This window comes from Bacillus mesophilum (genome assembly GCF_008923265.1).
Taxonomy (GTDB): Bacteria; Bacillota; Bacilli; order Bacillales; family Cytobacillaceae; genus Cytobacillus; species Cytobacillus mesophilum.
Genome location: NZ_WBOT01000001.1, coordinates 700851 through 722367 on the forward strand (window position 1 = coordinate 700851; position 21517 = coordinate 722367).

General features: G+C 39.2%; 19 protein-coding genes. 14 read left to right on the plus strand and 5 right to left on the minus strand.

Annotation, left to right across the window (positions count from 1 at the left end; all coding sequences use genetic code 11):
* Nucleotides 1-31: 31 nt before the first annotated feature.
* From F7732_RS03490 to F7732_RS03520, 7 genes are all read left to right on the plus strand, one after another.
* Nucleotides 32-1237 (plus strand): sn-glycerol-1-phosphate dehydrogenase, encoded by a 1206-nt coding sequence (locus F7732_RS03490; RefSeq protein ID WP_151572261.1) that lies wholly within the window; start codon nucleotides 32-34, stop codon nucleotides 1235-1237.
* Nucleotides 1238-1486: 249 nt separating this feature from the next.
* The gene (locus F7732_RS03495; RefSeq protein ID WP_151572262.1) at nucleotides 1487-1669 is read left to right on the plus strand and encodes a hypothetical protein; all 183 of its coding nucleotides are present in this window, start codon (nucleotides 1487-1489) and stop codon (nucleotides 1667-1669) included.
* A gap of 2 nt (nucleotides 1670-1671) precedes the next feature.
* On the plus strand, nucleotides 1672-3147 hold the full coding sequence (locus F7732_RS03500; protein ID WP_151572263.1) for a sodium:solute symporter family protein: 1476 nt from the start codon (nucleotides 1672-1674) through the stop codon (nucleotides 3145-3147).
* Between the two features lie 269 nt (nucleotides 3148-3416).
* The gene (locus F7732_RS03505; RefSeq protein ID WP_151572264.1) at nucleotides 3417-3893 is read left to right on the plus strand and encodes a hypothetical protein; all 477 of its coding nucleotides are present in this window, start codon (nucleotides 3417-3419) and stop codon (nucleotides 3891-3893) included.
* 113 nt (nucleotides 3894-4006) lie between these two features.
* Nucleotides 4007-5314 (plus strand): alkaline phosphatase family protein, encoded by a 1308-nt coding sequence (locus F7732_RS03510; protein WP_151572265.1) that lies wholly within the window; start codon nucleotides 4007-4009, stop codon nucleotides 5312-5314.
* Between the two features lie 91 nt (nucleotides 5315-5405).
* A complete protein-coding gene (locus F7732_RS03515) occupies nucleotides 5406-5897 on the plus strand; it encodes a PH domain-containing protein (protein WP_151572266.1) in 492 nt (163 codons plus the stop codon).
* Nucleotides 5897-7390 (plus strand): PH domain-containing protein, encoded by a 1494-nt coding sequence (locus tag F7732_RS03520; RefSeq protein ID WP_151572267.1) that lies wholly within the window; start codon nucleotides 5897-5899, stop codon nucleotides 7388-7390. Before F7732_RS03515 ends, F7732_RS03520 begins: the two co-directional genes overlap by 1 nt.
* Nucleotides 7391-7682: 292 nt before the next feature.
* Here the strand turns inward: F7732_RS03520 and F7732_RS03525 are convergent, their stop codons facing one another.
* Both F7732_RS03525 and F7732_RS03530 read right to left on the minus strand, forming a co-directional pair.
* Nucleotides 7683-9038 carry an amino acid permease gene (locus F7732_RS03525; protein ID WP_151572268.1) on the minus strand — a complete coding sequence of 452 codons (1356 nt, stop codon included), beginning with the start codon at nucleotides 9036-9038 and terminating at the stop codon, nucleotides 7683-7685.
* An 89-nt stretch (nucleotides 9039-9127) separates the two neighbouring features.
* A complete protein-coding gene (locus F7732_RS03530; protein ID WP_151572269.1) occupies nucleotides 9128-9757 on the minus strand; it encodes a LysE family transporter in 630 nt (209 codons plus the stop codon).
* Between the two features lie 97 nt (nucleotides 9758-9854).
* On the opposite strand from F7732_RS03530, the gene F7732_RS03535 reads away from it, so the two are divergent.
* A complete protein-coding gene (locus F7732_RS03535) occupies nucleotides 9855-10166 on the plus strand; it encodes a hypothetical protein (protein WP_151572270.1) in 312 nt (103 codons plus the stop codon).
* Nucleotides 10167-10168: 2 nt separating this feature from the next.
* On the opposite strand, the gene F7732_RS03540 is transcribed toward F7732_RS03535, so the two are convergent.
* On the minus strand, nucleotides 10169-10801 hold the full coding sequence (locus F7732_RS03540; RefSeq protein WP_151572271.1) for a LysE family transporter: 633 nt from the start codon (nucleotides 10799-10801) through the stop codon (nucleotides 10169-10171).
* A 146-nt stretch (nucleotides 10802-10947) separates the two neighbouring features.
* Nucleotides 10948-12618 (minus strand): MEDS domain-containing protein, encoded by a 1671-nt coding sequence (locus F7732_RS03545; protein WP_161598830.1) that lies wholly within the window; start codon nucleotides 12616-12618, stop codon nucleotides 10948-10950.
* Between the two features lie 191 nt (nucleotides 12619-12809).
* Here F7732_RS03545 and F7732_RS03550 point away from each other — a divergent pair, with 191 nt between their 5' ends.
* The 5 genes from F7732_RS03550 to F7732_RS03570 all read left to right on the plus strand — a co-directional run bounded on the left by F7732_RS03550 (nucleotide 12810) and on the right by F7732_RS03570 (nucleotide 18478).
* The gene (locus F7732_RS03550; RefSeq protein WP_151572273.1) at nucleotides 12810-13268 is read left to right on the plus strand and encodes a MarR family winged helix-turn-helix transcriptional regulator; all 459 of its coding nucleotides are present in this window, start codon (nucleotides 12810-12812) and stop codon (nucleotides 13266-13268) included.
* Between the two features lie 15 nt (nucleotides 13269-13283).
* Nucleotides 13284-15008: an ABC transporter ATP-binding protein gene (locus tag F7732_RS03555; protein ID WP_151572274.1), complete on the plus strand. Its 1725-nt coding sequence runs from the start codon at nucleotides 13284-13286 to the stop codon at nucleotides 15006-15008.
* Entirely contained in the window at nucleotides 15005-16858 is a 1854-nt protein-coding gene (locus F7732_RS03560) for an ABC transporter ATP-binding protein (protein WP_151572275.1), read from the plus strand. Before F7732_RS03555 ends, F7732_RS03560 begins: the two co-directional genes overlap by 4 nt.
* 153 nt (nucleotides 16859-17011) lie before the next feature.
* Nucleotides 17012-17959, plus strand: coding sequence for a phosphoglycerate dehydrogenase (locus tag F7732_RS03565; RefSeq protein WP_151572276.1), 948 nt, complete (start codon nucleotides 17012-17014; stop codon nucleotides 17957-17959).
* 30 nt (nucleotides 17960-17989) lie between these two features.
* Nucleotides 17990-18478, plus strand: a complete 489-nt coding sequence (locus F7732_RS03570; RefSeq protein WP_151572277.1) for a hypothetical protein — start codon at nucleotides 17990-17992, stop codon at nucleotides 18476-18478.
* 828 nt (nucleotides 18479-19306) lie between these two features.
* On the opposite strand, the gene F7732_RS03575 is transcribed toward F7732_RS03570, so the two are convergent.
* Nucleotides 19307-20014 carry an aspartate/glutamate racemase family protein gene (locus tag F7732_RS03575; RefSeq protein WP_151572278.1) on the minus strand — a complete coding sequence of 236 codons (708 nt, stop codon included), beginning with the start codon at nucleotides 20012-20014 and terminating at the stop codon, nucleotides 19307-19309.
* A gap of 107 nt (nucleotides 20015-20121) precedes the next feature.
* Here F7732_RS03575 and pdxR point away from each other — a divergent pair, with 107 nt between their 5' ends.
* Nucleotides 20122-21510 (plus strand): MocR-like pyridoxine biosynthesis transcription factor PdxR, encoded by a 1389-nt coding sequence (gene pdxR / locus F7732_RS03580; RefSeq protein ID WP_151572279.1) that lies wholly within the window; start codon nucleotides 20122-20124, stop codon nucleotides 21508-21510.
* Nucleotides 21511-21517 lie beyond the last annotated feature (7 nt).

A 21517-nucleotide genomic window follows, 5' to 3' on the forward strand; every position in this document is an offset into this window, starting at 1 on the left:
AAAATAAAAAAAGATTGAAGGGAGCATTATAATGGAAGACTTATATCAATTGGCGGAAGAAGTCAGTTCGAATAGGATCAGTCTGCCTCATATTGAACTAAGTAATAATGCTTTGAATTTAATACCTTCATTTTTAGCAGCAAAAAAATGGAGAAATATCACCATAGTTTGTGATGATCAGACATGGAAGGCAGCTGGAAATCAGTTAGCGGATCTTTTGTCTGCAGAGGCTTTTGAAATAAATATAGTGAAACTAAAACCTAACAAACACAATCAAGTCATTGCAGATGAAAGCGCTATAGTTCAACTGCTTCTGCAATCATCTGAAAAAACGGACATCATGTTAGCTGTTGGAGCTGGTACCATTCATGATATTGTTCGCTTTGTCAGCTGTAAAATGCAAAAATCGTTTATATCTGTCCCAACCGCTGCTTCTGTGGATGGCTTTACTTCAAAAGGAGCACCGCTCATCATAGATGGATTTAAGAAAACCATACAATCAATATCGCCAATTGCCGTTTTTGCGGATATAGAGATCATTAAAAGAGCGCCACGGGAATTGACTGCTGCAGGACTTGGCGATATGTTAGGAAAATATACTTCTTTGCTTGATTGGCAAATTTCCAATCTAATAGGGAATGAGCCTTATCATCCCTTGGCAGCAAAAATAGTGCGTAACTCATTAGATCGGTGTATTGACAATGTAGCTGGTTTCGCTAATCACGACGATGACGCAATAAAAGGTTTAATGACAGCTTTAATTGATTCAGGGATCGTCATGTTCATACTGGATCACTCAAGACCGGCATCAGGCGGTGAGCATCATTTATCTCATTATTGGGAGATGGAGCTTTTAAAAGAAGATAAGAAACAAATCCTGCATGGAGCAAAAGTGGGTGTTGCCACAGCCGTTCTGATTGAATTATACAAGGAATGCGCTGCGAATTTGAATATTGATCACATTCCAGGCAGCGATGAAGAAAAGCAAGCATTAAAGAAGTATTGGGAAGACATAAAAGAGGCAATCTATTACCTTCCTAATCCAGAATATGTGAAAGATCTGCTTAAAGCGGCTGGCGGACCTGCTTTTCCCTTAAATCTTGGAATTTCTAATGAATTAGTAGAAAAAAGTCTGAATGAGGCATACCAATTAAGAGATCGATGTACATTTTTAAAGCTGATCAATAGACAAACAAATTCACATATAAAATACCCGATAAAAATGAATGTAATGTAAGATTGGCTGCATCTATATGCTTGTATAATTTAAGCTTGAATAGGAATAACTAAGATAGGCTCTAACACGAATGTGTTAGGGTCTTTTACCCTTTCAAAAAGAATGAGAGCAACGAAACCACTGTCTGGCCCCTTCAGGCTTATCTGTTGATATGTTCTCTTTTAAAGCTTTTTTTGATAAGTGTCTTTACACCTGTATATTCTGATGTATAATGTAATAGGATTGATTGAAAAAAATCGGGGTGATGAAATGAAATCAAGAGAATTAAAGTGGGCTTTAGCGATCCTTGTCATTGTTTTATTAGGCTATTTCCTTCCTTATACGGTACTGACAAATGTGCAAGCTTGGTATGGAAGTTTCTTTTTATGGACTGTTTTGGCCGTGATCATTATTGTGATCAATTACTTTTTATCAAAGAATTGGGGTGAATAGGCATGAGTACGAATTTAGTTTGGTGGACCATTGGCATTTATATTATTATTTCTCTAATTATTGCGTATTTATCACGGAGCGGAAAACAAGTCAATATGACCAGTTATTTTTTAGGAGACCGCAAGCTAAACGGCTTTGTTTCGGCCTTAAGCTATAGCGCGACAACCTATAGTGCTTTTATGCTTGTTGGTTTGGCAGGTCTTACATATACAGGCGGTGTAGGGGCATATGGGTTTGAAATCATCTATTTTATGGGTGTTTCGCTTGTCGCCTTTTTTGGGCCGAGATTTTGGCTTGTCGGGAAAAAATATGGCTATGTAACTCCATCCGAAATGCTCGGGGATCGTTACAATAGTAAAAAAGTCGCTTTTATCGTCTCATTGTTCAGCTGTTTATTTTTAATTCCTTATAGTGCGGTCCAGCTGGCCGGAGTAGGGTATTTATTGCAGGGAATGACCAATAATGCGATCCCTTTTACAACGGGTGTGATCATCGCCACCGTGCTGGCAGTGGTATTCTCCTATATTGCAGGTATTCGTTCAGTTGCATGGACAGATTCTCTACAGGCATTAATGATGATTATTTCATCAACAATCGTCGTGCTGCTCATTATTCATGGATTAGGTGGAGTAGGAGAATTCTTTGATACGTTAAAAACGAATGAACCGCAGGCATTATCGGTTCCAGGTAATGGCTACTTCAGCTTTTTAACATTTCTAGGATTGACAGTGCCATGGTTTTTCTTCAGTCTTTCCAACCCGCAGGTCAGCCAAAGATTATTTATGCCTGCTTCGTTAAAAAGCTTACGCACCATGCTAATGGGATTTTTAATCTTTGGGTTTATTTACACAATCGTATCGGTAGTATGGGGATTTTCAGCATCTGTGATGTTTCCCGATTTGGAAAATGCAGATCTTGCCACACCAAGAATATTGTCATCTGAATTAGTTCCGCCTATTTTAGGTGCGATTGTCATGGTTGGTATCATGGCTGCGGCGATCTCAACCATTGATTCAATATTATTGACTTTATCTTCGCTGTTTGCACGAGATGTTTATGGAAATATTAAGAAAGACAGTGATGATCGCAGACAGCTTTTAGTAGGTAAAATCGTCATACCTGTAATTGCGATCTTAGCCTATTTGTTCGCACAATCCAATATCAGTTTGATTGCAGTCTTATCTGTCGCATCGTCTGCAGGGCTGCTTGTTGCGGTACCAGGGATCATCGGTGCGTTCTTCTGGAAAAGAGGAACAGCTGCCGGGGTTATTACGAGTGTCACCGTAAGTGGTGTAGTAGTCATTTTGCTTGAACTTTTGAAATTCAAGCCATTCGGCCTTGCCTCCGGTTTATGGGGAATCACGCTTTCTACGGTTCTTTATATCGTAGTTAGCTTAATGACCAAAGCACCAGTAGAAAAAGCCAATGAGTTTCTAACATACTTAAAAACCGAATTGAAACGCAATAAAATTGTGTAGAACTTTCTAATGAAGAACAGCTAAGCTGCTTATGAAAATGGGCGGCTTTTTTTTATTTCTGTTTTGTTCATTGACTTACAAACAAATTGCATTCATTCAGCAAAGTTTAAATGGATCACCTTCCATTTTGCTCATTTTCCAAAATTTTGCTATTATTATCAAAAAAGTAAAAAAGCTTGCGAATATTTAAAGCAGGTAAAATTAGCTTGGCTCTAGACATATACCGAAAATAAGAGCGATGTATGAAGTGAAAGAGGAGAAGTGTTCATATGAAAAACAAAAAACCTTTTCTTATCGTTGCAATGATTCTTCTATTTTCTGCTGTATCCACCAGTCTGCTCAAGGAAGAGGAATGGGAAGTTAATGCAGAATTACTGAAAGAAGAAGTACGATCCATTGAGCCATCTGCTAAAATAGTCAATTTAACCGATTTAACTCCATTCCAGTGGGATACAGTCTATTCATTTGACCCCTATACCTCAAAAGAAAACATCTATGAAACAGTTGGATATAAATGGGGTAGTATTCATGAAACCGTCAATGAAGGAATGAACCAGCTCGTATTTATGAATGGCGAAAAAGTGGTTTGCTACTTGTATGGATACCCTGAAAACATTGGGTACAGCATCTCTTTTACAGGTGAAAGAGGAGCAGGAGATCCATCTGTTTCTGTGCTTCATGCAAGCTATGATCAACCGTTTCAAATAGAAAAGAAGAATCATGTTATTTACTTAAAGAACAATTAACAACCCCTTAATCTGATCGTGTTGAAACGAACAGCCTTTTTTATAAAAATCTTGGAAAGGCAGATAAATAAAGGTAAAATTTAACCTATAAAAAGGGTTCGAAAGGAGGAAGTATGATGAATGCCTTAAGCAAAAAGCTGGTTGTGATTTCGTTTGATTGCCTCGCTGCTGAAGATTTCAGTCAATTTTCAGCTCTGCCTCATTTTCAGCGGATTTTAAAGCGTGCTTCTTATGCAGAGCATGTAGAATCGATTTATCCGTCGGTCACCTATCCTTGTCATACATCAATTGTTACTGGAAATTATCCAAATCGGCACGGTATTATGAATAATACGCTGCTGCAGCCTGGCTGGATTTCACCGGATTGGCATTGGTATCGAAAAGATATCAAAGGTACAACACTCTATGACGAAGCCTACAAAGCGGGTTTATCGACTGCGGCGCTATTATGGCCGGTGACGGGCAGGGCCAAGTATATTCAGTACAATTTGCCGGAGATCTTTCCGAATCGCCCGTGGCAAAATCAGGTGCTTGTCTCGCTCTTTAGCGGCAGTCCTATGTATCAGCTGGAATTAAATAGACGATTTGGATTTATTCGAAATGGATTAAATCAGCCGCAACTAGATGATTTCGTCCTCGCATCCGCCGTTTTTACTTTAAAAGAAAAGCAGCCAGATATCATGCTCGTTCACTTTACAGATTTAGATACGCAGCGGCATGTTCATGGGGTACACTCGGAGGACGCAGCCTCTGCCATTGAACGTCACGACCGCAGACTTGGTGCTCTATTAGATGCGATCAGCGAGTGCGGTGCAGAAGAGGAAACGACTGTTGTAGTGCTCGGAGACCATAGTGCGATCGATGTAAATAGAAAAATACATCTAAATGTGCTTCTTCGTGAACATAACTTAATAGAAGTGGATGGCAAAGGACGAATCGCCGATTGGAAAGCTTATTGTCACAGCTGTGATGGGTCTGCGTATCTCTATTTAAAAGATGGTCATGATCATGAAACAGCACGAATAGTGAAAAAGATTATAGATGAACAGCAGCAGGAAGGTATTGAGTTTATCTTAACTGGAGCGGAGGCTGGAGAAAGAGGAGCAGACCCTCGCTGCGTCTTTATGCTAGAAGCGAAAGAGGGATATTATTTTGCTGAGAGCATTCATGGCAGTTACATAGAAGAAGTCACCACAGAAAATCTCAATGATCATCCTAAGAATATGCTGGCATGCCATGGTTTTTCACCGACTAAACCAAACTACACCACCTTTTTTCTTGCTGCAGGAAAGGGGATCTCACCCAATCAGAAAATTCCCTATATGCGTCTTGTAGACATTGGCCCGACACTTGCGCGTTTGCTTGGACTGGATTTAGGTGAAACAGATGGCATTGTATTAGAGGATTTTCTAGAGAGTTAGAAAAAGAATTTGGCAGAAAGATAGAATTCAAGAAACCTTTTCAAAAGATAACCGTATATAAATAAGAAGAAATATAGAAAAGGTGAGTATATTGTCAAACGAAATACATAATCCAACCACCACACTTCCAGCCAACGCTAAGAAGGTGTGGAGAATCACTGGGCTAATTGAAGATGCGATTGGACTGGTGGTTATAGCAATTTTACTATTTTTAGACCATTATTTTCAGTGGGTGGAATGGCTCGGCTGGATCTTTATTGGATTAGCTGTCCTTTCGATTCCATCCATCATCTGGACATTTGTGCGTCCGCATTTGTTATATAAGTCGTGGCGCTATAATGCGGACGAAGAGTTTCTTCATTTAAAATTTGGCACCATTACCGAAAAGCATGAGCTGATTCCGATGACGAAGATCCAGGCTGTAACAACCAATAAGGGACCTATCCTGAAAAAATACGGACTGATGAGCATCTCAGTTGAAACGATGGGCTCTTCTCATACTATTCCATGTCTGCAGGAAGATGTGGCATTAGCATTAAGAGATGAAATTGCGCAGTACGCCAAGCTAAAGGAAGTGGAATAATGTCTGCAAAAAGATATCATCCACTGATCATGGTTTTGGAGGTTTTTGGTCTTGTAAAGAGCTTTGGCTTTATCGCTCTGTATTTATTTGTTATTCGATTAGGCTCAGATTCTAGCTTTGTTTTTTATGGCAGGATTGCTTTTCTATGCGTTTTGGCATTTAGTATTGTGACAATCTTTTTAAAATGGCAGACACATCGGTATGAAGTTGAAGATGAGTCTTTTCATTTATATTCAGGGATTTTCACGAAGTCTAAACAGACGATACCGTTTTCACGTATACAAAACGTTAATCGCCGTACGACCTTTATTCATAAGCTTTTTAAAATGACTTCTATGCAGTTTGAAACAAGCATGTCAGGGGATGACGCATCAATTGAGTTTAAGATGATCACCAAGTCAGAAGCTGAACTGCTTGAAGACATGGTAAAAAAACGACCAGCTGTTTCAAGTGAGCTCCAAGAATCTGAAGATTTGGAAGAAGTGCCTGAAATCAAAGCGGTGGACAATCGGATTATTCATTTTACACCAACTAGAAAAGATTTGATTCGTGCATCGTTTACGTCTTTGAGCTTTCTGTTACTCATTCCGGTTGTAGGTTCATTGTTCTCTAACTTTAACGAAGTGATTTCGATTGAAGAAGAAGCACAAGGTCTGCTTTCTTCACTGCCTCAAACATGGTGGTTCTATGCTTTAGCAGCTGCAATCATTATCATTGCGTCCGTTCTCTTTGGTGTTGTCAGGACATTCTTGAAATACGGGAACTATGTTATTGCTTCAGATGAAGAGCGGATCTATATTACAAAGGGTGTCCTCGATGAAACGGCTTTTTCAATATCTAAAAGCCGGGTGCAAGCAATTGAAATGATCCAAACGCCATTAAAAAGGATACTAGGCCTGGCAGAAGTGAAGCTCACAAGTGCGGGTGGTGTAGGAATTGGTGAAGAGAATTTAGAAATAAACTCTTTATATCCATTTCTGCCTGTTCAGCGTGCCAATGAGATAATTGAAGAATTACTGCCAGCCTACAGTGTGACAAAAAATATGAAGAAGCTGCCAAAGAAATCACTTTGGATTCGACTCCTGCGGCCAAGCTGGATATGGATCATTGCTACAATTGCACTCTTTATTTTCAAGCCAGAGCCGTTCGACATAGACATTGCGTGGTGGCTGATATCCATCCTATTATTAGTGATTATTGCAGGATTACGAGTTTTAGACTATTTAAATAGTCAGTATGTGATTAATGATCATTTTATTCAAATGAAATCAGGTAGTTTGAGTACGACCTTATTTGTGACAAAGCGTGATAAAATCATTGAGATTAACGTAACACGAGGATTTTTGCAAAAGAAATTTGGTCTTGCAACCATCGGCACCGTCAACCGCTCGAAGCCGGTACATCATTCTGGAATTGATGACATTCCAGATGAATTAGCCTCGCTGTTTATGAATTGGTATCGAGAAAGAAGACAAGAGATTACGATTAAATAAATGGAAGTGGCTGAGACACGAATAATAAGAAGATTAGTTACTCTATTTAAACTATTTCGAAATGTTCCGTTCCATTGCGCTACAGAAACTCGCTTTCCATGGGGAGGAAGCTGAGCCTCCTCGTCACTGCCGCTCCTGCGGGATCTCATCGTTTCCTCTACAGCCCGCAGGAGTCGAGTTTCCTCCGCTCCATTCCACTCGTGTTTAAATAAAATGTTATGTTTACAAAATAAAAAACCGAATGATATGAACGATTTTTGATCTTATCATCCGGTTTCAGTCATTTGTTCCTCTAACAGTTGCCGTTGCCTTCTTTCCAGCCTTTCTTTTGCATGATCATCGCTGCAATTGCGATCAGCAAGACAAACAGGAGGCTTACATACAGGCCAGGCCTTATGCTTTTTTCCAGCCATGTTCCGCTAACCGCTAATAAAATCAGAAGAATGCCCGTCCATGACAACAGCTTTCCAAATATCTTGAGCTCCAAATTTTTAAAAGCTGAAATAATAATGAAAGCCCAGTTAAAGAGAATTAAAATTCCTGCTGCGGTTGTAATGTATTCGTATATCTTACCAGGAAGCAGCAGTGCGGTAATAATGGAAGCTGTTAAACCAATCGTAGCCAATCCAAGTGAAGGAAGCGGCAAGTCCTTCATTTTCTTTATCTTCTTTGAAAAGAAAGTTGGCGCATCTCCGCCTTGAGCCATTGTAACAAGCAGGGAAGTTACCCCAAAAAGCGAGGCAGTCATGGTTGAAAAACCCGCTATAATGATAGCGGCATTAAACACATGAGGGAAAAAAGCCAAATCGTAATCTTTTAAAGCAGTAACAAATGGACTTTCCTTTTCGTGAAAATCCCCATGTGCTGCCATATATACAGCAAGTCCTAATGAAATGACATAAATGATTACCAATAATAAAAGCATGATTATACCGGCTTTTGGAGCATCTTCTTTTTTCTTTAATCTCATTGCCATAAGACCAATGACTTCAATACCACCATAGGCATAGAAAGCGTATATTAATGAAGTCCAAAAGCCTCTGTATCCTTCAGGAAAGAACTCACCCATGCCTTTTGGGATACCAGGATGTTTCACATCTCCGCCAATCAAGCCAAAAAGAGCTGCAAAAGCAATAATAATAAACATAATGATTGCAGCTGTTTTAATAATCGCAAAGAGATTTTCAGCTTTATCAAAACCTTTATTTCCTGTTAATACAACGATAATGGATAAACACGCATATCCAATAGCAAATACCCAAAGCGGCACATTTGGAAACCAAAAGCGCGAAAGGATAGATAAGGCGGTTAACTGGCTTCCCATTATTAAAATATTTGAACCCCAGTAGTTCCAGCCGCAGCTGAAGCCAGCCCAGCGGCCGTATGCTTGATCGGCATAATAACAAAAGGAACCGTCATGCGGATCTTTTGCCGTCATTTTTGCTAATAGGTTATAGACGATATATGTACCAAAAGCCGCTAATATAAACGAAAAAACAATGGAAGGACCTGTAATTTTGATTCCAATTGCAGAACCGAGAAAAAAACCGGTCCCAATCGTACAGCCTACTCCTATGAGAGAAAGCTGCCACCAGCTCAAATCACCTTTTTCACTGCTCTTTCCGCTGCCCGGAACAAAAAAATCCATAGGTATCACTCCTCATCTCACCGTTATCATGCGGAGAGAGAGTGATTCTTATTCGATTGTGAAAAGGGTAAAGATTGGCTAATTCATTCTTAAGACAAAAATAGCAGAACAATTGCCTGGTAACCAAAGTAGAGACCGAATCCAATTAGAGATATTCCAGATAAAATTGAAATTAGTGCCAATGTCTTCCCAGACAAGGTTCTTCTAAAACTGCTGGCAAGTATCACCATCGCCAAATCCCAAACCATTAAACCAATAAAAATTGCAGTACTGTATATCGCTAAATGAATTTTGTCATATTCGGCTGCTGTCTTAGCAAGAACAGATCCATATATGCCAAGCCAGAATAAAATGGTTAAAGGGTTTGATATTGAGATAAAAAATCCAGATAAGAAGGATTTAATCTTAGTATCGCCTGTTGTTCTATTAGGAGATATAATTTTGCCTGCACCAATAATTGTTTCAATTCCTGTATAAATTAAAACAAAAAATCCAAATGACCATAAGAAAGCCTTAATAAAAGGGAATTCAAGAAAATGAACCAGGCCCAAAAAAACAGCAAGCATATAAACAACATCTGCAGACATTGCGCCAAGTCCAACTAACCATGCATGGAAAAACCCCTTTTTTATCCCTTTATCTAAAACTGCAGCATTTACAGGTCCAATCGGAGCAGCAAGTGATAGTCCTAATAAAACATAGCTGAAAAAAACAGTCATATTTAAGTCCAACTCCCTAAATTGAAAATAAAAGAATATGAAATACAGAAATGAACATACTAAGGCTTACAAATTATGTATAGAGGTGAGCAACAACATGTCTGTTTATGTGTATCAAACCTTCGAAATTAAACAAGGCAAATTTAAAGAAGCAATTGAAAATTTGCAGGAAATGAAAAAGTTCCGTTCTGAAAATTATGAACATAAAGTAGAAATCCTTACACCAATTACCGGCAAGGATCATACATATTCACTATTAACGATTTATGATGGACTGGCAGAATTGGAGCTGCAAAATAAGAAGATGTTCGCAGATGAAGATTATCAAAAGCTCGTTGAAGCTTTCTTTCTGGAAAATATTGAGCAGGGCAGTATGCAAACCGTGATGTACCGTTCAATAAGTGAGTAATATTAGAAGAAAAGAGCGATAATTCCCTGATAGGTAAAATACAGTCCAAACCCTATAAGAGATAATCCCGAAGCAATCCCGATAATACGCAGACTATTTTTGGTTAAAAATCTTCTTAAACCTGTTGTTAATCCAGCAACAAGCACGTCCCATAACATCAGTCCAAGGAAGATCATTGAACTATAAATGATTAAAGAACCAGTACCATTCATCTGCACCGTTTTGGCGAGCACAGAACCATAAATACCAAGCCAGAATAAAATAGTTAAAGGACTTGTAATAGACATGATAAAGCCAGTTAGAAAACACTTAACTAATGATTCTGTCCCTCTAATTTCAGAAAGTGAAATTTTGCTGGAGCTAGTCATGCCTTCAACTCCAGAATAAATTAAAATAAATCCGCCAAACAGCCATAAAAAAACTTGGACAAGCGGAACTTGAATAAATTGCACCATTCCCAGATAAACAATCAGCATATAGAAGCCGTCCGCAATCATGGATCCTGCGCCAACTGCCCAGGCATGCCAAAATCCGTTTTTAATGCCCTTGTCTAATCGGGCGGAGTTGACGGGACCAATTGGAGCTGCCAGGGTAAAGCCAAGAATGATATAACTGCATAAAATAGTTAAGCTCATGTCATCACCACCAATTTGATTGCCTGCACAGTATGAAACCGTAAAAATGTACTAGCTTTAAATGATATGTAAGCAAACATGGCAGTATGAATTCTTGTCCATAAAAAAACAGTGAGCATACTGCTGCTCACTGTTTTGCATTCTGTTTAACGAATTGGAAGTCGAACCTCAATCGTTGTGCCTTCACCGATTTTGCTATATATTTTCATACTTCCAAGGTGATCTTCTATTATTTTTTTGCTGACCATAAGTCCTAATCCAGTTCCATTCTCTTTTGTTGTAAAGAAAGGCTGTCCAAGTTTTTTTAGGATCGTTTCAGGAATTCCTTTGCCTTCATCTATAAAGGATAGAAGGATATCATTTTCATTCTGTTCAACCATAACTGTCAATACTCCTCCAGAATCCATTGCCTCAATCCCATTTTTAATAAAATTAATGCAAATTTGTTTCATTTGGTTTACGTCACACTTTACATGAATACCCTCATTGACCCATTTTGTTTTGATTTGGACGCCATTCATATTCGCCTGTGCATCAAGCAAAGTTATGACGTCCTTAATGAGTGTAATTAGGTTATTAGATTTATAATCAGTTGTCTGAGGTTTAGCTAAAACTAGCAGCTCGCTTAATATTAGCTCAATTCTTTCGATTTCAGATGCCATTACTGAATAATAGGTGCGTACATTTTTTCCATCTGCATTTAACAGCTGAAGGAAGCCTTTAATCGCAGTAACCGGATTGCGGATTTCATGAGCGATCCCCGCAGCAAGCTCACCAGCGATCGATAGCTTGTCTGATTGAAGAAGCAGATCTTGTACCTGATAACGTTCAGTCTGATCTCTTAAGATAATGACCCAGGCAAAAATCTGATCGTCTTCATCTCTAAATGGAAAGCAAGTCTGCAGAACTTTAATATCTTTGCCATATTTGGTTTGTCTAGTGCATTCTACTTTGTAAATAGAATCAGATTTTTTTATAGGCATTTCTTTTTGCTCAACCATCTCTTTATCGACAGAAGGAGCTACAGGAAGTTCATAAACATTTAATCCTAAAATATCTTGTGCACTCCATCCAAAGGTCTCCTCAAAAATATGATTGATATAAATGACTTTTTCATCTTGACCAACAATCATTACAGAATCAAGGTTTTGTTTCATAAAAGATTGCAGCTGCTCATTTTTAGCAAACAGCTGTCTTTCAACTTTCTTATCTTGCTTTTTCTGATCAGACAGGGAAGGAAGGATTGCGTCATTACCTCTATAAAGATAGGAACGGACCAAAGCATCATCGGTCATAAAATACTCATGCCATTCCATTAGTTTATTTTGTAAAGAAGCCGACATGTTGTTTCCATCATAGGCGCATACTGATATAGTCCCATGTTTATTGACTTCGCGGTCGGCAATTTGTTCAAAATCAATAAGCTTTTGAGAAATATTTTTTTCAACTGGCCACTCAACATGAGCCCATGTTCGTACTGAAAGGTTTTGATGCATTAATGGAGCTAATACCTGATCAAAGTTTTCTATAACTCTATCTATATGAAAATGATTGTTAGCCATGTAATAATCATAATTATTAAAAAAATGTACTTTTCCAAATTCTTCTTCGCTTAGAGTTCCTGTTAACTTTTCCTGTATTTTTTTTGTTAAAGAATCGTTTTCAATAATAATGACATGATGGTCAATAGAAATACCTGTCATAATATAGCTGCATGCATTATTTACATAACTTTCCTCAGAATGATACGTATAAAGGATGTGTGCTTTGTTTTTGATCTCTATTTCTTCCGTTAAGAATGCTGTCTTTTTATCCACTGAACTACACCTCTCGATAGGATCCAACCATTTATACTAGTATTATACAATAATATGAACAATTTGAATGAATCTCTACTACTTTCCTAAAACAAAAGTCCTGTTGCTTGACTTGTTAAAAGATCAGGAGTAAATTAATCTCATACATTTTAGAACTGTTCCTAACCGAACTGTTCTGGAGGGTGGTAAAAATGGAAGATCATTCAAGTCGGAGGGTTACGGATATTTTAAAATCGGTTGAGCGTGTCAATCGGGGATTAAGAAAATTGTTTCAAAAAACAGCGTCAAACTTGGAGCTTACAGCACCGCAATTTATGTTATTGAGTATCATTGCATCCAAAAAAGAAATAACACAAAAACAGCTCGGAATTGAAACCCAGTTTCCAAAGAGCACCCTTAGTCAGTCAATTGATGCACTTGTACAAAAAGAATTGCTTGACCGTTATCCAGTGGAAGGGAACCGCCGGGAAATGCAGCTTGTATTAAGTGAAGCAGGCAAATCTGTAATGGATTCAATTCATGAGCAAAAAGGAAGCTACTATACGGTTTTAAAAGAAGCTGTTGATGGACTTTCAGAACAGCAGGCAGATCTTCTGCTGAAATCTCTTTCTCAAATCGCCTTATTTTTAGAAGAAGAAATGAAGGAATAAAGGAGTTAATATTGTATGTTAAAGCTCACCAAACAATTAACAGCATATAAATGGATGATTTTATCTGTTTTTGCGCTTATTTTCATACAGGTTTTATCTGATTTATATTTGCCCACATTAATGGCCGATATTATTGATAACGGGGTTGTTGTTGGCGATACAGGTGTCATTTGGCGGGTCGGCGGGATCATGCTCGCCGTTTCAGCGCTTGGTGCAATAGCATCCGTTGGGGCAAGCTATTATGCTTCTAAATCTGCGATGGGCTTTGGGCGCGATCTGCGCCGTAAAGTTTTCAAGCATGTAGATGAATTTTCCATGCAGGATTTTGATTCAGTCGGCACCGCGTCTTTAATTACGCGTACGACCAATGATATTACACAGATCCAGCAGGTAGTGATTATGATGCTGCGAATGGTCGTTAGTGCACCAATTATGTTTGTCGGCGGTTTAATCATGGCGGTATCAAAGGATCCAAAACTTTCACTGATTATTCTTGTAACCATGCCTATTCTTGCCGTCTCCATCTATTTTATTATGAAAAAAGCATTGCCTCTATTTAAGCTTGTTCAGGATAAATTAGATCGTTTAAACCTTGTTATGCGTGAAAATCTCACTGGGATCCGCGTAATTCGTGCATTTAATCGTGAAAAACAGGAAAAGGATCGCCTGCAAAAAGCAAATAGTGATTTAACAGATGTTTCGATTAAAGTAAACCGAATCATGGCATTTTTAATGCCGGTTTTAATGCTTATTATGAATTTAACGGTTGTCGCTGTCATTTGGTTTGGCGGCATTCGCATTGATAATGGCGGTATGCAGGTCGGCGACTTAATGGCGTTTATTCAATATATCACGCAAATGATGTTTGCTCTGATCATGGCCTCAATGATGTTTATTATGATTCCAAGAGCATCTGTATCGGCTCAGCGTATTAATGAAGTTTTAGAGCTGGAACCAACGTTTGTGGATCAGGGTTCGACACAAGCGGATCAAGAAAAAGGAACATTATCATTTGAGGATGTGACTTTTCACTATCCAGGTGCAGAGGAACCAGCACTCTCACATATTAGTTTTAAAGCAAATCCTGGTGAAGTGACAGCCATCATCGGAGGTACCGGTGCAGGGAAATCAACACTGGTAAATTTAATACCAAGGTTTTATGACATTACTTCAGGTGTAATCCGAATTAATGGCGTTGATGTGCGTAATGCTTCACAGGAAAGTGTTCGTTCTAAAATTGGACTTGTTCCGCAGAAGGCATTGTTATTTACAGGCAGTATTACTGAGAACATCAAATACGGCAAAGAAGATGCCACAGAAGACGAAGTGAAGCATGCCTCTATGGTTGCACAGGCACATGAATTCATCAGCAAAATGGAACAAGGCTACGACACCATGCTGGCACAGGGCGGCTCAAATCTCTCTGGCGGCCAAAAACAGCGTCTATCCATTGCCAGGGCATTAGTAAGAAAACCGGATGTATATATATTTGATGATAGCTTCTCTGCATTGGATTATAAAACAGATAAAAATCTTCGTGCAGCTTTAAAGGAAGAAACGAAAGATGCAACAGTTATTCTGGTTGCCCAGCGGATCAGTACTGTGGTGGATGCAGACCGGATTATTGTTTTAGACAAAGGAACAATGGCCGGCATCGGAACACATAAACAGTTAATGGAAGAAAATGAAGTGTATCGTGAAATTGTGAAGTCACAATCCTCAGAGGAGGAAACAGCATGAGCTCAGAAAATACCAATCAGCGAGGATCTGGAAGAAAACATCCAAACCCAAACATGATAGCTGGCGGGCAAAAAGTAAAAGACTTTAAAGGTACCTTGTTCAGACTGTTATCCTATTTAAAACCACAGCGAAAACAGCTACTGATTGTTTTTATAGCAGCGATCTTGAGTACGGTCTTTATGATTGTTGGACCGAAAATCATGGGTAATGCGATTACGGAGCTCTTTGAAGGGATTTACGGCAAATTATCCGGCGTTCCTGGTGCAGCTGTTGATTTTGGCGCAATCGGTCAAATGCTCCTGCTCCTTGCCGGTCTTTATGTGATTAGCTCGTTATTTACATTTGTTCAGCAGTACGTCATGTCCAGTGTTGCGCAATTAACGGTATACCGTTTGCGCGAGGACATTAATGAAAAGCTTGAAAAACTTCCTCTGCAGTATTTTGACGGCAGACCAAAGGGAGAAATATTGAGCAGAGTGACCAATGATATTGATACGATTGGGAGCACGCTTCAGCAAAGTGTGACGCAATTTATAACATCGATTGTCACGATTGTTGGAATCATTATCATGATGCTCACCATCAGTCCTTTATTAACGTTAATTTCGATTGTTAGCTTGCCATTATCTATGTTTGTAATTACTCCGTTTTTGAAAAAATCACAAGCGCACTTTGCAGAGCAGCAGCGCACACTTGGCGAGCTCAATGGCCATATCGAAGAAACCTATACAGGACATCAAATCGTCAAAGCATTTGGACGTGAAGAAAAAGCACTGAATCATTTTGATGGAGTCAACGAATCACTTTATAAGGCAGGCTATAAAGCCCAATTTATTTCCGGCATTATGATGCCGATGATGATGTTTATCGGAAATTTAAGTTATGTCGTCATCAGTGTAGTCGGGGGGATATTAGTTATCAATCGCTCGATTTCTATAGGTGATATTCAAGCATTTATCACCTATTCTAAACAGTTTACACAGCCAGTCACGCAAACAGCGAATATTGCCAATATCGTTCAGGCAACTGTTGCAGCTGTTGAACGTGTGTTTGAAGTGCTGGATGAAGAAGAAGAAAATGTAACAGAACATAAGATGGACAAAATCCAGGAAGGTGCTGTTTCATTTGAACATGTTGATTTTGGATACGGTGAAGAATTACTGATTAAAGATATGAATATTGAGGTTGCACCAGGTCAGACGGTCGCCATTGTTGGACCTACAGGTGCCGGGAAAACCACCTTAATCAATTTGCTTATGCGTTTTTACGAGTTAAAAGGCGGAAAGATTATGATTGATCATCAAGATATTTCAAAAGTGAACAGAGGCAATCTCCGTCAGAATTTCGGCATGGTTCTTCAGGATACATGGTTATTTAATGGAACGATCCGCGATAATATTGCTTACGGTAAAAACGGAGATGTAACAGAGGAAGAAATTGTAAAAGCTGCGGTCGCTGCAAGAGCAGATCACTTTATCCGGACACTGCCAGATGGATATGATACTGTATTGAATGAAGAGGTTTCGAATATCTCACAAGGACAAAAGCAGTTATTAACGATTGCTCGGGCAATTCTTGCTGACCCAGCCATTATGATTTTAGATGAAGCGACATCAAGTGTTGATACACGAACAGAGCGTTTGATTCAACAGGCAATGAACACCTTAATGGAAGGGCGAACAAGCTTTGTCATCGCCCACCGTTTATCTACGATTCAGGATGCAGACCTAATTCTCGTTATGAAAGACGGACAAGTGATTGAGCAGGGAAATCATCATGAACTGTTAGAACAAAATGGATTTTATGCTGACCTTTATAATAGTCAGTTTTCAAGTGCAGAAGCAGGATGAGCAGGAGAGAGGCTCTCCTGCTTTTTTTATATTTAGAAGGAAATTTGTAACTAAACGAAGGTTTTTTTAGCGTTAGACTTTATAAATTCCGCTATTAACGTTATCTTTGATTATAATAGAAAAAAGAAAATGAAAGTAAATGAGGGTACTAGAATGAACGCTTTAATTTTAATAAGAGATGCATTTGTTGCAGCCTATCCAGAATTAATTGAAGAAACAGAAAAGTTGTGCACAAATGTAACGGTGATGAAAACCGACGATGGAGTGAGGAAGGAAGACTTGCTTAAAGAAGCAGCAGCGGCTGATATTATTGTTGTGGCTGTTGTGAAAATTGATCGTGATGTTATTGATGCAGCAAAAAATTTAAAATATATCATTAAGTTTGGAGCCGGCTATGACAATATTGACGTAGCATATGCGGAAGAAAAAGGGATTATCGTAAGTAATGCACCTGGTCAAAATGCAGATTCTGCTGCAGATCTTGCTTTTGGTTTGATGCTTGCCAGCTCAAGAAGCATTTCGCAAAAGGATGCTGAAGTAAAAGCAAGGTTGTGGAATAACACTCTTGGAAATGAAGTCCATAACAAAAAACTGGGGATTGTTGGTTTTGGATCCATTGGACAGGCGATCGCTAAGCGCGCCAATGGATTTTCAATGGATGTAATGGCTTACGGAAATTATCAGAACGAAGATGCCGCTGCTCAATTGAATGTGCGTTTTACTGATTTGGATACTTTATTAACTGAATCTGATTATGTGATTTTATCAACCTCATTAACTAGTATAAATAAGCATTTTATTAACCGAGATACTTTAGGGAGAATGAAATCCAGTGCCTTTCTTATTAATATTTCGCGCGGTGGGCTGATCAATGAGGTAGATTTGGTTGAAGCGCTGAAAAGCGGCGGCATTCGAGGTGCAGCTCTTGATGTATTTGAAGTAGAGCCCCCGCAAAATGAGCTTTCACTGCTGCCAAACGTCATCGCAACTCCACATATTGGCGGTGCAACCTACGAAGCAATCGTGAACATCAGCACTATTACAATTGACAATATTCAGCGGTTTATTGCAGAGGAAGAGCTGCTATTTGTCGTTCATTAAACTATTCGTTTTGTGGAGGTCGGTGTTCGTGTGAAAATGGTGATACTGATTACTGTTCTCCTATTTACAGCTATAGGATTTATCTTTTCAAATTTGATGACACCTGCTCCTGGCAGCAGTTCTGGCAATGGAAATCCTGCTATTCTCTTTGTTTTATTGCTGCCGTTTATTTTATTCTATCTGATTGTGTTTTGGAGAGGGATCTTTCGTGAGCTTTCTAATAAGAAGAAATGGATAATTGTTGTCGCTGGGAGTTCCTATTGCGCAAGTGCTGCTATGTATCAGCGCTGGTCTTTTGTGCGGTATGTTGATGAGATGAGAAAGGGATATAAAGAGCAATTTGGCTATGTTGATGAAGAGTATATCCAGGATATCGCAGTTTTTTTATCTATTCATGTGAATAATCAGTTTTTTAATTTTAATACATTTATTGTATTTGTGGTTTTATCGGTTGTGATAGGGGTGTTGGTTCCATTAAGAGGAGTAGGGAAGAATAATAAAGGTGGTGGGGTAATTTGAATCTAGTGATTTTGTTAGGATGGAGCGGGGAATTGGCTGTTATTTATACGTTAAATACAGGGACAAGATTGCCCCTGTATTTAAGTTAACTACCTAACTTTCGTATTTCGGATTTTAATCCAGGGTTTTAAAGACGCAACTCGGTGTGATGCGTACACTTCGGTCGTTAATTTAAGTTTTAAACAACCCAACTCGGTGTGATGCATGCACTTCGGTCGTTAATCCAAGTTTTAAACAACCCAACTCGGTGTGATGCATACACTTCGGTCGTTAATCCAAGTTTTAAACCCCCCAACTCGGTGTGATGCATGCACTTCGGTCGTTAATCCAAGTTTTAAACAACCCAACTCGGTGTGATGCATACACTTCGGTCGTTAATCCAAGTTTTAAACAACCCAACTCGGTGTGATGCATGCACTTCGGTCGTTAATCCAAGTTTTAAACGCCCCAACTCGGTGTGATGCATGCACTTCGGTCGTTAATCCAAGTTTTAAACAACCCAACTCGGTGTGATGCATGCACTTCGGTCGTTAATCCAAGTTTTAAACAACCCAACTCGGTGTGATGCATGCACTTCGGTCGTTAATCCAAGTTTTAAACGCCCCAACTCGTTGTGATGCGTACACTTCGGTCGTTAGTCCAAGTTTTAAACGCCCCAACTCGGTGTGATGCGTACACTTCGGTCGTTAATCCGAAGTTTAAATGATCCAACTCAGTTCAATCTGTGCACTTCGGTCGTAAACCCAGGGTTTTAACAACTCAACTCATAAAAATCCAAGCACTTCAGTGGGTAATCCGCATTTACTCCAACCACACCAAACTCCCCAATCAAGCAGAATAAAACTCCAGATCCATCGCATATTCAACTGCAGCCATTGCATGCAGATATGTGGTATCCAAAAGAGGAAGGCTGCTGTGTTCCTGCTTTATCAGGAGTGGAATCTCGGTGCAGCCCAAGATAACCCCTTCTGCTCCTTCTGCTTCCAATTTTGAAATTAATTCCTGGTATTTCACCCGGGATTCTTCTAAAAATCTGCCTTGGCACAGTTCGTCAAAAATCACACTGTGTACCATTTTGCGATCAGCCTCGTTTGGAATGATCGTTTCGATTCCGTGTTTAGAGAGGATGTCCTTGTAAAAAGGCTGTTCCATCGTAAAAGCTGTTCCGAGCAGGGCCACTTTTTTTATGCCTTGCTGTTTAATGGCTGATGCTGTTGATTCTGCTATATGAATGAGAGGAACAGTAACAGCCTCTTGAACTTCCTTTGCCATTTTATGCATTGTATTCGTACAAATCACGATGACTTCTGCACCAGCTTGTTCTAGCTTGACTGCAGCTTCCACCATACTTTCCGTTGCTTTCTTCCATTTTCCAGTTCTTTGCATATCTGCAATCTCTTCAAAATTGAAAGAGTGTATCAAACATTTTGCTGAATGCAGACCACCGAGTTTATTTTTCACCGCTGTATTGATAATGCGGTAATATTCACTTGTCGATTCCCAGCTTAAGCCGCCAATTAATCCGATTGTTTTCATATTTAAGCGCTCCTCTATTTTTTTCATCATCGTATCATGTTAATCTGGTATTATAACAGATCCAGAAATCGGTTAATTTTATAGTACCAGTTTAAAGGAGCATCAGTATGATACTAAAAGACTTGAATCGGCAAGGCAGCGTCACACTAACTCAGCAGTTATATGAGCAAATTAGATCTCTTATTCTAAATGATGAGCTCCACGAGGGAGAGCGTATTTTTTCAACACGAGAGGTTGCAGGCAGTTTGCAGATTTCACGAAATATTGTCATTGAAGCATATGACCGCTTACTATCAGAAGGCTATCTGGAAATAATTCCGAAAAGCGGTACCTTTGTTGCAAAAGGGGCATCCATTAAAGCTGCTAAAAAAGAGGGGAGCATAACGCTGCAAGGAATTGTTTTTGAAAAACAGCCAACTTATATTGATTTTAAAGGAGGCAATCCTGCAATTGACCATTTTCCAAGGAAAAAATGGGCTCAATTAACGAAAGACGTTTGTCTTGATGCTCCATCCTCGATATTTGGCTATGGAGATCCTTGCGGTGTTTTGTCCTTAAGAAAGGTGTTAGTCAACTATTTAAGAAGAGCCCGAGGTGTAATCTGTGATCACTCTCAAATCGTTATAACATCTGGTGCAACTCAGGCATTAAAGCTCATCACAGAGCTACTAGTGAAAAAGGATGACTTTATTGCGGTAGAGGACCCGGTCACAGACGAAATGAGAAATATATTTACAAATGCGGATGCCTCTATTTTTCCTGTAGCGGCCGATCATGAAGGCATTCAGCCGGCATTATTGCCTGAAAAGCGGCCAAGTTTTACATTTGTGATTCCATCTCACCAATTCCCGCTCGGCGGGACATTAACGATTCAAAGAAGAGTCCAGCTGTTAGAATATGCCCGGAAAATGGACAGCTATATTGTAGAAGATGATTATGATAGTGAATTCACCTATGAAGGTGGTTCCGTTCCATCCATACAGGGACTTGATCCTGACTGTGTCATTTATGTAGGAACCTTCAGCAAAATTTTATCACCTGCATTACGAATCGGATATGTGGTTCTGCCAAAGCCTCTAATTGAACCTTTTTACAGTTTAAAATGGTACTCTGACCGGCACACGTCCTCCATTGAGCAATATGCGCTCGCTCGTTTTATTGATGAAGGACATCTTGACAAACATGTACGAAAAATGAAAAAAATTTATATGGAACGAAGAAAAGTTCTGACAGATGCGCTGCAACGTGCTTTTCCCACTGTTCATGTCATTGGAAAAGCAGCAGGAATGCATATCGTCGCCCAATTTCCAGGCATCACTTTTACGAAAGAATTATGCGAAAAGCTGATGCAGGAAGGCGTTAAAATTTACCCAGTGGAACACTTTGCGCTTAACAAAGGAAGTCATGCAGATAAAATTGTCTTAGGCTATGGAGGAATAACAGTAGAAGAGCTGAAAAAAGGCGTAGAAATTTTAAAAAGGAATATTCAGGAATAGTATGAAA

Excerpts from the sequence above, each read along its gene's own strand:
- F7732_RS03490 (WP_151572261.1), top strand. The coding sequence starts at position 32 with ATGGAAGACTTATATCAATTGGCGGAAGAAGTCAGTTCGAATAGGATC.
- F7732_RS03495 (WP_151572262.1), top strand. The coding sequence starts at position 1,487 with ATGAAATCAAGAGAATTAAAGTGGGCTTTAGCGATCCTTGTCATTGTT.
- F7732_RS03500 (WP_151572263.1), top strand. The coding sequence starts at position 1,672 with ATGAGTACGAATTTAGTTTGGTGGACCATTGGCATTTATATTATTATT.
- F7732_RS03505 (WP_151572264.1), top strand. The coding sequence starts at position 3,417 with ATGAAAAACAAAAAACCTTTTCTTATCGTTGCAATGATTCTTCTATTT.
- F7732_RS03510 (WP_151572265.1), top strand. The coding sequence starts at position 4,007 with ATGATGAATGCCTTAAGCAAAAAGCTGGTTGTGATTTCGTTTGATTGC.
- F7732_RS03520 (WP_151572267.1), top strand. The coding sequence starts at position 5,897 with ATGTCTGCAAAAAGATATCATCCACTGATCATGGTTTTGGAGGTTTTT.
- F7732_RS03525 (WP_151572268.1), bottom strand. The coding sequence starts at position 9,038 with ATGGATTTTTTTGTTCCGGGCAGCGGAAAGAGCAGTGAAAAAGGTGAT.
- F7732_RS03530 (WP_151572269.1), bottom strand. The coding sequence starts at position 9,757 with ATGACTGTTTTTTTCAGCTATGTTTTATTAGGACTATCACTTGCTGCT.
- F7732_RS03535 (WP_151572270.1), top strand. The coding sequence starts at position 9,855 with ATGTCTGTTTATGTGTATCAAACCTTCGAAATTAAACAAGGCAAATTT.
- F7732_RS03540 (WP_151572271.1), bottom strand. The coding sequence starts at position 10,801 with ATGAGCTTAACTATTTTATGCAGTTATATCATTCTTGGCTTTACCCTG.
- F7732_RS03550 (WP_151572273.1), top strand. The coding sequence starts at position 12,810 with ATGGAAGATCATTCAAGTCGGAGGGTTACGGATATTTTAAAATCGGTT.
- F7732_RS03555 (WP_151572274.1), top strand. The coding sequence starts at position 13,284 with ATGTTAAAGCTCACCAAACAATTAACAGCATATAAATGGATGATTTTA.
- F7732_RS03560 (WP_151572275.1), top strand. The coding sequence starts at position 15,005 with ATGAGCTCAGAAAATACCAATCAGCGAGGATCTGGAAGAAAACATCCA.
- F7732_RS03565 (WP_151572276.1), top strand. The coding sequence starts at position 17,012 with ATGAACGCTTTAATTTTAATAAGAGATGCATTTGTTGCAGCCTATCCA.
- F7732_RS03575 (WP_151572278.1), bottom strand. The coding sequence starts at position 20,014 with ATGAAAACAATCGGATTAATTGGCGGCTTAAGCTGGGAATCGACAAGT.
- pdxR (WP_151572279.1), top strand. The coding sequence starts at position 20,122 with ATGATACTAAAAGACTTGAATCGGCAAGGCAGCGTCACACTAACTCAG.